14 protein-coding genes and 1 pseudogene (1 of these 15 cut by a window edge) are annotated in these 14,382 nt (G+C 69.8%); 8 read left to right on the forward strand and 7 right to left on the reverse strand.

Going from position 1 to position 14,382, the window contains the following annotated elements; genetic code table 11:
- Positions 1–100: 100 nt before the first annotated feature.
- Complete coding sequence (locus I2W78_RS32160) at positions 101–2,680, forward strand: ABC transporter ATP-binding protein/permease (protein ID WP_196463752.1); 2,580 nt, start codon at positions 101–103, stop codon at positions 2,678–2,680.
- Between the two features lie 98 nt (positions 2,681–2,778).
- Here the strand turns inward: I2W78_RS32160 and I2W78_RS32165 are convergent, their stop codons facing one another.
- From I2W78_RS32165 to I2W78_RS32175, 3 genes are all read right to left on the reverse strand, one after another.
- Positions 2,779–3,522 (reverse strand): transglycosylase SLT domain-containing protein, encoded by a 744-nt coding sequence (locus I2W78_RS32165; RefSeq protein ID WP_196463753.1) that lies wholly within the window; start codon positions 3,520–3,522, stop codon positions 2,779–2,781.
- Between the two features lie 298 nt (positions 3,523–3,820).
- The gene (locus tag I2W78_RS32170) at positions 3,821–4,939 is read right to left on the reverse strand and encodes an S-adenosylmethionine:tRNA ribosyltransferase-isomerase (protein WP_196463754.1); all 1,119 of its coding nucleotides are present in this window, start codon (positions 4,937–4,939) and stop codon (positions 3,821–3,823) included.
- A complete protein-coding gene (locus I2W78_RS32175) occupies positions 4,936–5,634 on the reverse strand; it encodes an SDR family NAD(P)-dependent oxidoreductase (protein WP_196463755.1) in 699 nt (232 codons plus the stop codon). The genes I2W78_RS32170 and I2W78_RS32175 overlap by 4 nt, the downstream gene beginning before the upstream one ends.
- A gap of 213 nt (positions 5,635–5,847) precedes the next feature.
- Between I2W78_RS32175 and I2W78_RS32180 the strand changes: the two genes are divergently transcribed.
- From I2W78_RS32180 to chpE, 3 genes are all read left to right on the forward strand, one after another.
- Complete coding sequence (locus tag I2W78_RS32180) at positions 5,848–7,017, forward strand: GAF domain-containing sensor histidine kinase (RefSeq protein WP_196463756.1); 1,170 nt, start codon at positions 5,848–5,850, stop codon at positions 7,015–7,017.
- Positions 7,010–7,651, forward strand: coding sequence for a response regulator (locus I2W78_RS32185; protein ID WP_196463757.1), 642 nt, complete (start codon positions 7,010–7,012; stop codon positions 7,649–7,651). Before I2W78_RS32180 ends, I2W78_RS32185 begins: the two co-directional genes overlap by 8 nt.
- A 170-nt stretch (positions 7,652–7,821) precedes the next feature.
- Positions 7,822–8,067: a chaplin ChpE gene (gene chpE / locus I2W78_RS32190; protein WP_196463758.1), complete on the forward strand. Its 246-nt coding sequence runs from the start codon at positions 7,822–7,824 to the stop codon at positions 8,065–8,067.
- Positions 8,068–8,267: 200 nt separating this feature from the next.
- Here the strand turns inward: chpE and I2W78_RS32195 are convergent, their stop codons facing one another.
- Complete coding sequence (locus I2W78_RS32195; protein WP_196463759.1) at positions 8,268–9,050, reverse strand: hypothetical protein; 783 nt, start codon at positions 9,048–9,050, stop codon at positions 8,268–8,270.
- Positions 9,051–9,201: 151 nt separating this feature from the next.
- On the opposite strand from I2W78_RS32195, the pseudogene I2W78_RS32200 reads away from it, so the two are divergent.
- From I2W78_RS32200 to I2W78_RS32210, 3 genes and pseudogenes are all read left to right on the forward strand, one after another.
- Positions 9,202–9,726: pseudogene (locus I2W78_RS32200) on the forward strand (ABC transporter ATP-binding protein); the annotation flags it as partial.
- Positions 9,727–10,087: 361 nt separating this feature from the next.
- Positions 10,088–10,519: an NfeD family protein gene (locus tag I2W78_RS32205; RefSeq protein WP_196463761.1), complete on the forward strand. Its 432-nt coding sequence runs from the start codon at positions 10,088–10,090 to the stop codon at positions 10,517–10,519.
- A 162-nt stretch (positions 10,520–10,681) separates the two neighbouring features.
- The gene (locus I2W78_RS32210) at positions 10,682–11,629 is read left to right on the forward strand and encodes an SPFH domain-containing protein (protein ID WP_196463762.1); all 948 of its coding nucleotides are present in this window, start codon (positions 10,682–10,684) and stop codon (positions 11,627–11,629) included.
- 105 nt (positions 11,630–11,734) lie between these two features.
- Here the strand turns inward: I2W78_RS32210 and I2W78_RS32215 are convergent, their stop codons facing one another.
- The 3 genes from I2W78_RS32215 to I2W78_RS32225 form a co-directional block, all read right to left on the reverse strand.
- Positions 11,735–12,241 carry an HNH endonuclease gene (locus I2W78_RS32215; protein ID WP_196463763.1) on the reverse strand — a complete coding sequence of 169 codons (507 nt, stop codon included), beginning with the start codon at positions 12,239–12,241 and terminating at the stop codon, positions 11,735–11,737.
- 187 nt (positions 12,242–12,428) lie between these two features.
- Entirely contained in the window at positions 12,429–12,968 is a 540-nt protein-coding gene (locus tag I2W78_RS32220; protein ID WP_196463764.1) for a YbhB/YbcL family Raf kinase inhibitor-like protein, read from the reverse strand.
- Between the two features lie 40 nt (positions 12,969–13,008).
- Positions 13,009–13,791 (reverse strand): sporulation protein, encoded by a 783-nt coding sequence (locus I2W78_RS32225; RefSeq protein ID WP_196463765.1) that lies wholly within the window; start codon positions 13,789–13,791, stop codon positions 13,009–13,011.
- 137 nt (positions 13,792–13,928) lie between these two features.
- Between I2W78_RS32225 and I2W78_RS32230 the strand changes: the two genes are divergently transcribed.
- Positions 13,929–14,382, forward strand: partial view of a DNA-3-methyladenine glycosylase gene (locus tag I2W78_RS32230; RefSeq protein WP_196463766.1) — the 5' portion only. 197 nt of this gene lie beyond the right edge of the window; 454 of the gene's 651 nt are visible here — the first part of the coding sequence; the start codon lies at positions 13,929–13,931; its stop codon lies beyond the right edge, outside the window.

The following is a 14,382-nucleotide window of genomic DNA, read 5'->3' on the forward strand; positions in this document are numbered from 1 at the left end:
AGGCCCGACTTTCGGTCAGGGGGCCGCTACTGAAATAGTTCCCCCCGATGTTCGACATCCCTAGACTCCCTGCGACGGGGGTAACTCGGGGGACAACTCAGTGGGGCATGGAGTGCCGGAACTCGTACTGCAAACCAATGGACGGACCTGGACGCTCGACCCGTCCAGGGCTTACACACTCGGACGCGATCCGCAAGGCGACATCGTGTTCGACGACGCCAGAGTCTCCTGGCGGCACGCCACGGTCAGTTTCAACGGCCGTAGTTGGGTCATCGAGGACCATGGCAGCACCAACGGCACATTCGTGCAGGGCCAGCGGATCCACCAGTTGGAGATCGGCCCCGGCTCGGCCGTCCACCTCGGCAACGCGACCGACGGACCGCAACTGAGCCTGTCCGGCGCCGCGACCGCCGTCGCGCCCCAGGCCCAGCCCCAGCAGCAGCCGTTCGCCGCGCAGGGCGCGAACCCGGGCTGGTCGCAGCAGGCGCCGCCGCAGCAGGCGCCGCAGGCGGGCCGGCAGCAGCCCGCCCAGCCGTTCCCTCAGCAGGAGGGTCCGGCGGAGCAGTACGCGCAGCCGTTCCCTCAGCAGCAGGGCCCGGCGGAGCAGTACGCGCAGAAGGTGCCCGGCGGTGCGGCGGGGGCGCCGCCGGTCTACGGCGACCGCAGTCCGACGACGTTCCACCAGTTCGCGCTCGGCCGCGTGATGCGCATCGGTCGTGCCCTGGAGAACGACCTGGTCGTCTCCGACCTGCAGGTCTCGCGCCACCACGCCGAGTTCCACTCCACGCCCGACGGGCGCATGGAGATCCGCGACCTCGGCTCGCACAACGGCACGTACGTCAACGGTCAGCCGATCGCCAAGGGCGGCTCCCAACTGCTCGGCCCGACCGACATCGTGGGCGTCGGCCACTCGACGTTCCGTATCGTCGGCGACCGGCTGGAGGAGTTCGTCGACACCGGTGAGGTGTCCTTCTCCGCCCGCCACCTGACCGTCACGGTCGACGGCGGCAAGCAGATCCTCAAGGACGTCTCCTTCGGCGTCCCGGAGAAGTCGCTGATCGCGGTCATCGGCCCGTCCGGCTCTGGCAAGTCGACCCTGCTGAAGGCGCTCACCGGTTACCGGCCCGCCAACCAGGGCGAGGTCCTGTACGACAACCGGAACCTCTACAAGCAGTTCGCCGAGCTGCGCCAGCGCATCGGCCTGGTTCCGCAGGACGACATCCTGCACAAGGAGCTGACCGTCAAGAAGGCCCTCAAGTACGCGGCCAAGCTGCGCTTCCCGGCCGACACCACGGCCGCCGAGCGCGAGGCCCGCATCGACGAGGTGCTGCGCGAGCTCAAGCTCGACATCCACAAGGACAAGAAGGTCACCTCCCTGTCCGGCGGCCAGCGCAAGCGCGTCTCCGTCGCCCTGGAGCTGCTGACCAAGCCGTCGCTGATCTTCCTCGACGAGCCGACCTCCGGTCTCGACCCGGGCATGGACCGCGACGTCATGCAGCTGCTGCGCGGCCTCGCCGACGACGGCCGCACCGTCCTCGTGGTCACCCACTCCGTGGCCGAGCTGGCACTGTGTGACAAGCTCCTGGTGATGGCCCCGGGCGGCTCGGTCGCCTACTTCGGCCCGCCCGAGGAGGCGCTGAACTTCTTCGGCTACGACACCTGGGCCGACGTCTTCTCCGCCTTCGAGAACTACCGCGACTACGACTGGGCGGGCCGCTGGAAGGGCTCGCAGCACTACCAGATGTACGCCGCGGACATCGACGCCGTCGCCCCGCAGGCCGTAGCGATGCCGGCCATGCAGGCGATGAAGCCGCCCAAGCCGCAGGGCTGGATGTCCCAGTGGGTCACGCTGGTTCGCCGCTATGTGTCGGTGATCGCCTCCGACAAGGGCTTCCTCGCCCTGATGGTGATCCTGCCGGCCGTGCTCGGCGCGGTGAGCCTGCTCATCGAGCCGGACAACGGCCTGCTGCCCAACGACCCCAACCCGCAGACCGGCCGGATCATCCCCAACGGCACGGCCACCACCGTCCTGCTGATCCTCGCGGTCGGCGCCTGCTTCGCCGGTGCCGCCAACTCGGTCCGTGAGCTGATCAAGGAACGGGTCATCTACGAGCGGGAGCGCGCGACCGGCCTGTCCCGCTCCGCGTACCTGATGTCCAAGGTGTTCGTGCTGGGCATGATCACCGTGTTCCAGGGCCTGCTGGTCGGTGTGATCGGCTTCTCCAGCCGTGAGCTGCCTCAGGAGGGCCTGGTCCTGGGCAGCGCCACGATGATCGAGCTGTCCCTGCCGATCATGGCGCTCGGTTTCACCTCGATGATGTTCGGCCTGATCATCTCGTCGCTGGTGAAGACGGCCGAGAAGACCATGCCGCTGCTGGTCATGTTCGCGATCATCCAGGTCGTCTTCACGGGCTGTCTGTTCGCCCTGAACGGCGCGGTCGGCGTCAACCAGTTCTCGTATCTGATGCCGTCCCGCTGGGCGGTCGCCGCCGCGGGCGCCACGCTGGACTTCAACAAGATCAGCCCGCCCGAGGAGGGCGTCGACAACGATCCGCTGTGGGAGCACACGGTCGGCGCGTGGACCCTGGACATGGTCGCCCTGATCGTGCTCGGTGTGATCTGCGGCTTCTTCGTGTCCCGCTTCCTGCGCCGCCACGAGCCCGAGGTCATGCGGAAGTAGTCACGGTCGTACGACGCCGAAGGGCGGCACCCCGTCAGGAGGGTGCCGCCCTTCGGCGTTCGTCGACCGCGTCGTGCGGGAAGAGGTCCGCGCTGACCTCAGTACGCGCTGTTGACGTTGTCGATCGAGCCGTAGCGGTCGGCCGCGTAGTTGGCGGCGGCGGTGATGTTGGCGACCGGGTCGTAGATGTTCCAGGAGGTGCCCGGCACGTGGTACGCCTTGAAGGTCGGCGGGATCACCTGGAGCAGGCCCTTGGACGGGATGCCGTTCTGGGCGTTGATGTCCCAGTTGTTGATGGCGTTCGGGTTGCCCGAGGACTCCCGCATGATGTTCTTGTGCAGGCCGTGGTAGGAGCCGGGGATGCCCTTGGCCTTCATGATGGACAGCGCCTCGCGGATCCAGCCGTCGAGGTTGTTGCCGTAGGCCTTCGTCGGGAGGGCCTTCTTCGCGGCGAGCGGCTGGAACGCGATGCGCTCGACGGACCGGCTCGCGGCGGCCTTCGCCTCACGCCGCTGCTCCGACTTCTTCGCGGCGGCGGCCTCGGCGGCGGCCTTCTGCTTGGCGGCGGCCTCGGCGGCGGCCTTCTTCTTCGCCGCGATGGCCTCGACCTTCACGCTGGCACCGGCGAGCTGGTCGGTGACGCTGGCCTTGACGTCCTTGACCGGCTCGGCGCTGTACGCGACCTTCGCCGGGGCGGCGGCCTCGGCGGTGGTGGTCTGCCCGTGCGAGGGCACCGCGGAGATCGCGACGGCGGCGGCGCCGAGCGTGGCGACACCGACGAGGGCGACCTTGCGGTTCTTGGTCAGGGCGGGACTACGGTCACGAAGGATGTTGTTGAGCATTTCTGATGGACCTCTTCGAATAGCGCGGAGGTCGCTCACGTCCGGCGGGCGTCAGGTACTTCCCGCACGAACGCCGCGGGCGGAGGACCCGCGGCGCTGAGCGACGGCAGCCATTCTTAGCGGCCGCAAAAAGCAGGGGCAAAGGTGTGACCTACGATCCCGGGTAGTGGATCAGCCAGGGGCAAATCAGGACAGATCAGAACGTCCTTCCCGTTCGGTACGGGTGTATTTATCTCCTATTGACCTTCGTACGTGACTTGCGCCCTATGCGCCGCCTCACATCGGTGGCGTAACAGTCTCACCGACAGTTGCTTGAGCAATGCCCTACGTGACCGGCTGTCGGGAGGAGGAGATGCACGTCCCCGAACTCGTGCCACAGGTAGCGGTGGCGCAGCGCCTCCTCGTATCCGCGGTTGATCGCCGCCGAGCCGGCCACCGCCTCCAGCATCAGCAGATGCGAGGCCTCCGGCTCGTGCAGCCCGGTCAGCAGCCCGTCCACCACCCGCACCCCGCGCTCGGGCGTGACCACGAGGTCCGTCCACCCCTCGGCCGCCCGCACCACCCCGTCGGGGCCCACGGCCGACTCCACGGCCCGTACAGCGGTGGTCCCCACCGCGATCACCCTCCCGTCCCCGGCCCGCACCGCGTTGATCAGCCGCGCCGACGACTCCGGCACCGCGAAGCGCTCCGGATACGGCGGCTCGTGCGCCTCCGCCGAGGCCACCCCGGTGTGCAGAGTGATCGGCGCGAACTGCACACCCCGGCTCACCAGCTCCGCCACCATCCGATGCGTGAAGGGCCGCGCCGCACTCGGCATCTCCGCGCTGCCCGCACCGTCGGCCGACGGCAGGGCGAACACCGTCTGGTACACGGAGAGCGGCTGGTCCCGTTCCGTGTAGGAGTAGCGAATGGGCCGCCCGTACTCACCGAGCAGCTCGCGCACCTCCGCCCCGGCCGCCTGGGCCCACCACAACCGGTCGCCCCTCGTACTCAGCGGTTCCTCCAGCACCAGCCGCCCGTCCCCGGGCAACCGCACCTCGGTCCCCGCCGGACCGCCCGCACGCGCGCGCGTGGTGCCCCTCTCGGCCGGCTCCCGCAACTCGACGGCCCACCGCCCGTCGTCGCCGCACGTCGAGAAATGCACCACCACGCGCGCGTACCCGATCCACCCGTCCACCGCCGCGGCCAGCGTCGGAGAGGTGTTCACGACCAGCAGATCGCCCGCCCGCAGCAACCGCGGCAGCTCCGCGAACGCATGGTGCGACACCTCAGTCCCCTGCGACACCAGCAGCCGTACGGCATCCCGGTCCAGCCCCGGCCCGCGCTGCTCGGCCGGCACGCGCGCGGACAGATCCTCCGGGACCTTCCCCCACTCCCGGACGGGCTCGGCCGGCGTCACCCCGACAGCCGCCGTCATCGCGCCCCCTCCAGCAGGGCCGGCGCCCCATAGCGGCCGCTCGCCGGCCACTCGTCCAGCAGCCGCAGGAACGCCGGCACCACACTCGCCGGCTCCGGCCGCGGATCGTCGTCCTCCGGTACGGCCGCCGCATACAGGTCCGTCGCCATGTCCCCGGGGTCGACCGCCCAGACCCGCAGCTCGGGCTCCTCCGTGGCGAGCACAGCCGCGAGCTGGTCCAGGGCCGCCTTGGACGCCCCGTAGCCGCCCCACGTCTCGTACGCCTCGGCGGCCGCGTCGGAGCTGACCGTGATCACCGCGGCCCGCCGGGAGGTCCGCAGCAGCGGCATCGCCTCCTGGACCAGGCCCAGCGCGGCCACCACGTTCACCTCCAGGGCCCGCCGCAGCCCGTCCAGGGGCAGCCGGCCCAGCGGTAGGAGCGGTTCGGCGCCCAGCGCGCTGGCGTTGCTCACCAGCAGATCGACGCCGCCCAGCTTCCAGGCCGCCGCCACCAGCTGGGCCCGGTGCCCGGCGTCCGTGACGTCCCCGGAGAGGGCTTCCACCTGGGTGCCGTGCCCCGCGAGCGCGGCCGCCGTCTCCTTCAGCGTCCGCTCGCCCCTGGCGTCCAGCACCAGGTCCCACCCGCGCGCGGCCAGGGCCTCGGCGAGCGCCCGCCCCAGCCCCTTCGACGCTCCCGTGATGATCGCTACCGGCATGACACGTTCCCCTCGTCCTCGACGCCGCTCGGTCGGCGTGCCCTCAACGTAGGAACCGGGGACCCCGCCCCGCCTCGGACGCGGGCCGCAAAGCGGCGGGGCCCTTCGACCTAAGCCAGCGAGCCACGACCTCAGCCCTAGGCCCAGCGGCCTAGGCGGCTGCCGTCACCGGTCCGATCCGCGCTGTCACACCCCGCCGGTAGCGTTGACGTCATGAGTCAAGGTCCCCGGTCCGGCCTCGCCGCGGTGAGTTCCGCGCTGCTGGCCATGAGCAGGCATCTCGAGGTGCGTGACGTCCTCAAGACGATCGTCGCCTCGGCCCGCGAGCTGCTCGACGCGCAGTACGCCGCGCTGGGCGTTCCGGACGACCACGGCGGCTTCGCGCAGTTCGTGGTCGACGGGGTCAGCGACGAACAGTGGAAGAAGATCGGCCCGCTGCCCCGCCAGCACGGCATCCTCGCCGCGATGCTCCAGGACGCGAAGCCCCAGCGCCTGGCCGACGTGCGCACGGACCCACGCTTCGAGGGCTGGCCCTCCGCCCACCCCGACCTCGCCGACTTCCTGGGCCTGCCCATCCGCGACGGCGACGAGGTGATAGGCGCCCTGTTCCTCGCCAACAAGCTGCGTTCCGTGGAGGGACACCCCCCGTGCCCCGAGCCGGAAGGCGCCTGCGGCTTCACCGCCGACGACGAGGAACTGCTGTCCATCCTCGCCCAGCACGCCGCGATCGCCCTCACCAACGCCCGCCTGTACGAACGCAGCCGCGAGCTCACCATCGCCGAGGAGCGCTCCCGCCTGGCCCACGAGCTGCACGACGCGGTCAGCCAGAAGCTCTTCTCCCTGCGCCTGACCGCCCAGGCCGCCACCGCCCTCATCGACCGCGACCCGGCCCGCGCCAAGGGCGAACTGCAGCAGGTGGCCACGCTCGCCGCCGAGGCCGTCGACGAACTGCGCGCCGCCGTCGTCGAGTTGCGCCCCGCGGCCCTCGACGAGGACGGCCTCGTGGCCACCCTGCGCACCCAGGCGCAGGTCCTCGACCGCGCCCACACCGCGCGCGTGACATTCGCCGCCCACGGCGTGCGCGCGCTGCCCGCCGCCCAGGAGGAGGCCCTGCTGCGTGTCGCCCAGGAGGCCCTGCACAACGCCCTGCGGCACTCCGGCGCCGACCGGGTCGACGTGACCCTGGCCAGGCACGGCAGCGGCGCCGTCCTGCGCGTCACGGACGACGGCGGCGGCTTCGACCCGCGCGCGATACGCCGTGCCGGACGCCACCTCGGCCTGGTCTCCATGCGGGACCGGGCGGGCGGCGTGGGTGGCACGCTCACCGTGGAGTCGGCGCCCGGCAAGGGCACCACGATCGAGATGGAGGTCCCCGGTGGCTGACGCAATCAGGGTGCTGCTCGTCGACGACCACCAGGTGGTCCGCCGCGGCCTGCGCACCTTCCTCGAAGTACAGGACGACATCGAGGTCGTGGGCGAGGCCGCCGACGGCGCCGAGGGCGTCGCCCGCGCCGAGGAACTGAGGCCCGACATCGTCCTGATGGACGTCAAGATGCCCGGCATGGACGGCGTCGAGGCACTGCGCAGACTCCGCGAGCTGGGCAACCCCGCGCGCGTGCTGATCGTGACCAGCTTCACCGAGCAGCGCACGGTCGTCCCGGCCCTGCGCGCCGGCGCCGCCGGGTACGTCTACAAGGACGTCGACCCCGACGCGCTTGCCGGCGCCATCCGCTCGGTGCACGCCGGGCACATCCTGCTCCAACCCGAGGTGGCGGGCGCCCTGTTGTCGCAGGAGGAGGCCAACTCCGGCCAGGGAAGGGCCGGTTCGCTCACCGAGCGGGAACGCGAGGTGCTCGGTCTGATAGCGGACGGCCGCTCCAACCGCGAGATCGCCCGCGCACTGGTCCTCTCCGAGAAGACCGTCAAGACCCACGTCTCGAACATCCTGATGAAACTCGACCTGGCGGACCGCACGCAGGCCGCCCTGTGGGCCGTACGCCATGGCGTGACTGGTTGAAACAGGCCGAAAAGCACTCCGTACGGCAATACGGAAGGTTCCGCTCCGAGCTGAGATTCATACCGTCGTGGGAATGTCCCCCGGATGGCGCATCCTCCGCGTGGCTCCAGCGTTCTTCAGTGCGTGCTACGGCGAGTGGCCGTGGCAATCGCATCAGAAGGGCTTACGAAGTGAAGAACCTGAAGAAGGCAGCGGCCGTGACGATGGTGGCCGGTGGTCTGGTGGCCGCCGGTGCCGGTATGGCCTCCGCCACCGACGGATCGCACGCCACCGGCAAGGCCGAGCACTCGCCGGGTGTCATCTCGGGCAACCTCGTCCAGGCCCCGGTGCACGTTCCGGTGAACGCCGTCGGCAACAGCGTGAACGTCGTCGGTGTGCTGAACCCGGCCTTCGGCAACCTCGGCATCAACCACTGAGCTCCGCTGTGTCGGCCGTCGGCCCGGACCGCGTGGGCAAGCTCCCGACCCACGTCCCCCACGACTGACGCCGACCGGCCGCCGCAGGGGCCCCGCGAGTGAGGACGACTCGCGGGCCTCTTCACTGGGGAGGCCGCGGTCTGGGGCGGAGCCCCCGGCCCACGCCCACACCAACGCCGCTCACCGAGGCGACGGACGCCTCACCGCCGCTCCCGCTCCTCCACCATTGAGTTGTACGCCGCGACCTGCGCCCGCCGAGCCGTCCGCTCCACCGGCCGCAGCACCTCCGCCCGGGCCGCCATCTCCGAGGCGCTCACCGCACCCCCGTGACCGTTCTCGTACGCCACCGAGATCAGCAACCCGACCCGCTGTGCCAGCTCCAGCACTCGCACCGCCCGCCCCGGATACCCCGGCGCCAGCACCTCCCGCCCCCGCTCGGCCCGCCCCCGGTACGCGTCGATCGCCGCCTCGGCCACCGGCCCCGACCCGGCCACGTCCAGCCGGGTCAGCACCTGGGTCGCCTCCCTGAGCGCCTCCGCCAGCTCCCGCTCCGCCTCCCCGAGCGAGGGCACATCGGCCGGCGGCGCCTCCCGCACCGGCAGACAGTGCCACACGACCTCGACATGTACATCGCCGTCCGGCCCGGCCTCGTACACCTCGGGAACCAGCCCCAGCGCACCCCCGTGGCAGATCACCGCCTCCTCGGCCTCCAGCGCCCGCGCATTGAACTCCGGCGGCCCGCTCAGCCCCAGCGGATGCCCCGGCGCCGGCAGCGCGACCCGCAGTCCGCTCACCCCGAGCGCCCGCAGCCGCCCGAGCGCGAGCGTGAGTCCGACGGCCGCCGGCTCACCCGGCAGCCCCTCCACCCGGTGCACGGCGTCCTCACCGACGATGGCGAGCACGGCGTCGTCCGGCGAGACAAGTCCGGCAAGAAGGGCATTTCCCCAAGCGGCAAGGCGTCCTGAGCGTGGTTCCGAGAGCATGCTCCCACCCTAAGTACCGGGCCGAGGGAATGGACCGGCCGACCGGTGGCGTAGATTTCGTTGAGGGCTGCGCCCACCGGCGCGGCGGACCGAGCCACAGGCGTACGCGACAGCCGAGACCGGCCACACTGCAAGGGGAGACAACGCGCTCATGAGCGATGTTCTGGAGCTTCAGGACGTATCCGTGGTCCGTGAGGGCCGGGCTCTGGTGGACCAGGTCTCCTGGTCGGTCAAGGAGGGCGAGCGCTGGGTCATCCTCGGCCCCAACGGCGCCGGCAAGACCACCCTCCTCAATGTCGCGTCCAGCTACCTCTTCCCCAGCAAGGGCACCGCCACCATCCTCGGCGACACCCTCGGCAAGGTCGACGTCTTCGAACTGCGCCCCCGCATCGGCATGGCCGGCATCGCCATGGCCGACAAGCTCCCCAAGCGCCAGACCGTCCTGGAGACCGTGCTCACGGCCGCGTACGGCATGACCGCGACCTGGCACGAGGATTACGACGAGGTCGACGAGCAGCGCGCCCGTGCCTTCCTCGACCGCCTCGGCATGTCCGACTACCTGGAGCGCAAGTTCGGCACCCTCTCCGAGGGCGAGCGCAAGCGCACCCTGATCGCCCGCGCCCTGATGACCGACCCCGAGCTCCTCCTGCTCGACGAGCCCGCCGCCGGCCTCGACCTCGGCGGCCGCGAGGACCTCGTACGCCGCCTCGGCCGCCTCGCCCGCGACCCGATCGCCCCCTCGATGCTCATGGTCACCCACCACGTCGAGGAGATCGCCCCCGGCTTCACCCACGTCCTCATGATCCGCCAGGGCAAGGTCCTCGCCGCCGGCCCGCTGGAGCTCGAACTCACCTCCCGCAACCTCTCCCGCTGCTTCGGCCTCCCGCTCGTCGTCGAACAGGTCGGCGAGCGCTGGACCGCCCAGGGCCTGCCGCTGTCCTGAGCCGGTGAAGTCCCCGCGAAGACACGGGTAAGAAGCCCCTCCCAAACCAGATCGCGCCCTGTCCGCGCACCTTCCGCGGTCCTACCATGACCGTGTGGAAATCGACGCGTGGGTATGGTGGTTGATCGCGGCGGCCGGGCTCGGCATCGGACTCGTCATCACCGCGATGCCCGAACTCGGCATGCTCGCGGTGGGCGCCGTCGCGGCCTCGGCGACCGCCGGCCTCTTCGGCGGTGACGCCGTCTTCCAGGTCGTGGTCTTCGCCGTCGTCTCCACCGCCCTGATCGCGGTGGTACGCCCCATCGCCAACCGGCACCGCGCCCAACGACCCCAACTCGCCACCGGCGTCGAGGCGCTGAAGGGCAGACAAGCCGTCGTACTGGAACGCGTCGACAACTCGGGCGGACGCATCAAACTCGCCGGCGAGGTCTGGTCGGCCCGCGCCCTCGACACCGACAGCGTCTACGAAGCGGGTCAGGAAGTCGATGTCGTGGACATCGAAGGAGCCACGGCGATCGTCATGTGACCCCGCACCCACGCAAGGTGGCCGAACACCGCACCTGCCGAGCGACGGTCTGTCAGACTCGACCAGCAAGATCTTCAACAACCATAAGATCTGCATCAACAGGACCCGCCGAGAGCGGATCCACCGAACGCGCCGAGGCGGAGAAGGGTACGGGGAACGACCATGGAACCGGTCATCATCGTCCTGATCATTCTGGTGGTGTTGGTCTTCATCGCCCTGATCAAGACGATCCAGGTCATCCCACAGGCCAGCGCCGCCATCGTGGAGCGCTTCGGCCGCTACACGCGGACACTGAACGCGGGCCTCAACATCGTAGTCCCGTTCATCGACACCATCCGCAACCGCATCGACCTGCGCGAACAGGTCGTCCCGTTCCCGCCCCAGCCGGTGATCACCCAGGACAACCTGGTCGTCAACATCGACACGGTCATCTACTACCAGGTCACCGACGCGCGGGCCGCGACCTACGAAGTCGCCAGCTACATCCAGGCCATCGAGCAGCTGACGGTCACCACCCTGCGCAACATCATCGGCGGCATGGACCTGGAGCGCACCCTCACCTCCCGCGAGGAGATCAACGCGGCCCTGCGCGGCGTACTCGACGAGGCCACCGGCAAGTGGGGCATCCGCGTCAACCGCGTCGAACTCAAGGCGATCGAACCGCCCACCTCCATCCAGGACTCGATGGAGAAGCAGATGCGCGCCGACCGCGACAAGCGCGCCGCGATCCTCCAGGCCGAAGGTGTCCGGCAGTCCGAGATCCTGCGCGCCGAAGGTGAGAAGCAGTCCCAGATCCTGCGCGCCGAAGGTGAGGCCAAGGCCGCCGCGCTGCGCGCCGAGGGCGAGGCCCAGGCCGTCCGTACGGTCTTCGAGGCCATCCACGCCGGCGACCCGGACCAGAAACTGCTCAGCTACCAGTACCTCCAGATGCTCCCGAAGATCGCCGAAGGCGACGCCAACAAGCTCTGGATCGTCCCCAGCGAGATCGGCGACGCCCTCAAGGGCCTCTCCGGCGCCATGGGCAACTTCGCCCCGAAGGCCGGGGGTTCGGGCTCAACGGGCAACGGCGGCACGGGCACAGAGCGCCGAGAGAAGCCGAGCATCGACTAGGGCGCGTCTCTACGCAGGTCAGCCCCCGCGCCCTTGCTTTTCAGGGGCGCGGGGACCTGCGCGAACAACCACAACCAACCCGCAGCCGACGAACTACCGCCGCCCTCAAGCTGCAGCCTGCGCCAACCACTCAGGCAACGCGTCGTAGTCATCCTGGGCCAGCGCCAGCAACATCGCATCGGCCGGCGTCGGCTCGAACGGCTCCCGAAGCAGCGGCATCCCCGCCTCCTCCGGCGTCCGATTCGCTTTCCGGTGATTGTCCTCAGCACACGACGCCACCGTGTTCAGCCAGGTGTCCCCACCACCCTGGGACCGCGGCAGCACGTGGTCCACGGTCGTCGCCCGACGACCGCAGTACGCGCACCTGTGCCGGTCCCGTACCAGCACACCCCGCCTCGACCACGGCGCTTGTCTTCGGAACGGCACCCGTACGTACCTGCACAACCTGATGACCCGGGGCGCCGGTATGTCGACCGCGGCTCCGCGCATACGCAGTTCGGGGTGGGCCTGCTCGACGACCGCCTTGTCCTGGAGCACCAGAACGACGGCTCGGTTCAACGTCACCGTCGACAGCGGCTCGAAGCTCGCGTTCAGTACCAGCGTGTCCCGCATACCAGCCCACCTCCCGTGTGCACCGGCCCACCCCATGGCGGGCTGGGATCAACTCTGGCCGTGCACGCCGAGATGGACAACGCAATATCCGCTGCTCCACGAGGTACGACCCTCGCGGCCCCCTGGCGACAAAAATGCCCGCCTCCGATCACTCCCAGACCAGAGGCGGGCAAACGTTCAGTGAACGTCAGGCTTCGGCAGGCACCTCGTACTCACCGATGAGCTGGGCGCGCGCCAGCGTGTGGAACCGCAGATTGAAGCCCACGACGGCCGGACTGACGTCCGCGTCCGGACCGAGCTTCTCCTGGTCCACGGCGTACACCGTGAACACATACCGGTGCGGCCCGTCCCCGGGCGGCGGCGCGGCACCGCCGAAGTCCTTCGTGCCGTAGTCGTTGCGCACGTGCACCGCGCCCTCCGGCAGGCCCTCGAACTTCCCGCTGCCCGCACCCGCCGGCAGCTCCGTCACCGAGACCGGGATGTCGAAAAGGACCCAGTGCCAGAACCCGCTGCCCGTCGGGGCGTCCGGGTCGTAGCACGTCACGGCGAAACTCCTGGTCTCGGCCGGGAAGCCCTCCCACCGCAGCTGCGGTGAGACGTTGCCGGCCGCGTGGACCTGAGCGTCCTTGAGGGTCGCGCCCTCCTGCACATCCTCACTCGTGACCGTGAACGACGGTACAGGCGGATGGAAGTCGTGGGGGAGCGGCCGCCTCTTGAGCTCGGTCACCTCGGTACCTCCTGATCGGATGGTTCAGTGGGTTCCGAGCCTAGAACCAGTTGCGCTTGCTGCCGACTTCGGACAGCCACTGGTTGAGATAGGCCACCCAGTCGGTGCCCTGGTAGTCGTGCAGCCCCACCTGGAACGACCGGAACGTGTCGCTGCCCTCGCTGAACAGACCCGGCTTCTTGTCCATCTCCAGCACGACGTCCATCACCTGCGCGTCGGCCACAAAGCTCAACTCGACCTGGTTCAGCCCCCGGTACTGCTGCGGCGGCAGGAACTCGATCTCCTGGTAGAACGGCAGCTTCTGCCGCGTACCCCGAATGTGACCACGCTCCATGTCCGCGTTCTTGAAGCGGAAGCCCAGCTGGATGAAGGCGTCCAGGATCGCCTTCTGCGCCGGCAGCGGGTGCACATTGATCGGGTCCAGGTCACCGGAGTCCACCGCACGCGCGATCTCCAACTCGGTGGTCACACCGATGTGCATCCCGCGCAGCGCCTGACCGTCGATCATGGTGATCGGCGTCTCCCACGGGATGTCCAGCCCGAACGGCACCGCGTGCACCGCGTTCGCCTGCAGCTCGAAGGCACCGCCGAGGCGCACCTTCGTGAACTCGATGTCCTGCTTGTACTCCGTGTCCTGGCCCTCGACCTCGACCTTGGCCTGCAGGCCGACCGACAGCGCCTCGATCTGCTGGTTCACGGACCCGCCCTGGATCCGCACCTCACCCTGGACCACGCCGCCCGGCACGACGTTGACCTCGGTCAGCACCGTCTCGACCGAAGCCCCGCCGGCCCCCAGACTCGCGAGCAGCTTCTTGAACGCCATGTCTCTCCCTCGATGACTACGTCTCTGATCACTACAAACGCGATCCGGCCGTGGCCGGTTCCGGGCCCCACCCTGGCAAGACGAACGCCCCCTGACCACCCCACCGCACCCACCCGCCTGCACTACCCTCGGACGGCATGATCGCGACCCCCGACCGTACGCCCCTGCCCCGGAAGTTCTTCGACCGGCCCGTACTGGAAGTGGCCCCCGACCTCCTCGGCCGCATCCTCGTACGTACGACTCCGGACGGTCCGATCGCACTGCGCCTGACAGAGGTGGAGGCCTACGACGGCCCGGACGACCCCGGCTCCCACGCCTACCGCGGACGCACCCCCCGCAACGACGTGATGTTCGGCCCGCCCGGACATGTGTACGTCTACTTCACCTACGGCATGTGGCACTGCATGAACCTGGTGTGCGGACCGGACGGGACGGCGAGCGCCGTTCTGCTCCGGGCCGGCGAGATCATCGAGGGCGCCGAGCTGGCGCGCACCCGTCGACTCTCGGCCCGCAATGACAAGGAACTGGCCAAAGGTCCGGCCCGCCTGGCCACAGCCCTGGACGTGGACCGCGCCCTGGACGGCACCGACG

Source organism: Streptomyces spinoverrucosus (genome assembly GCF_015712165.1).
In the GTDB taxonomy this organism is placed as follows: Bacteria; Actinomycetota; Actinomycetes; order Streptomycetales; family Streptomycetaceae; genus Streptomyces; species Streptomyces spinoverrucosus_A.

Coding starts and splice junctions, on each gene's coding strand:
- I2W78_RS32165 (WP_196463753.1), bottom strand. CDS start 3,522: ATGCTCAACAACATCCTTCGTGACCGTAGTCCCGCCCTGACCAAGAAC.
- I2W78_RS32170 (WP_196463754.1), bottom strand. CDS start 4,939: ATGACGGCGGCTGTCGGGGTGACGCCGGCCGAGCCCGTCCGGGAGTGG.
- I2W78_RS32175 (WP_196463755.1), bottom strand. CDS start 5,634: ATGCCGGTAGCGATCATCACGGGAGCGTCGAAGGGGCTGGGGCGGGCG.
- I2W78_RS32180 (WP_196463756.1), top strand. CDS start 5,848: ATGAGTCAAGGTCCCCGGTCCGGCCTCGCCGCGGTGAGTTCCGCGCTG.
- I2W78_RS32195 (WP_196463759.1), bottom strand. CDS start 9,050: ATGCTCTCGGAACCACGCTCAGGACGCCTTGCCGCTTGGGGAAATGCC.
- I2W78_RS32210 (WP_196463762.1), top strand. CDS start 10,682: ATGGAACCGGTCATCATCGTCCTGATCATTCTGGTGGTGTTGGTCTTC.
- I2W78_RS32215 (WP_196463763.1), bottom strand. CDS start 12,241: ATGCGGGACACGCTGGTACTGAACGCGAGCTTCGAGCCGCTGTCGACG.
- I2W78_RS32225 (WP_196463765.1), bottom strand. CDS start 13,791: ATGGCGTTCAAGAAGCTGCTCGCGAGTCTGGGGGCCGGCGGGGCTTCG.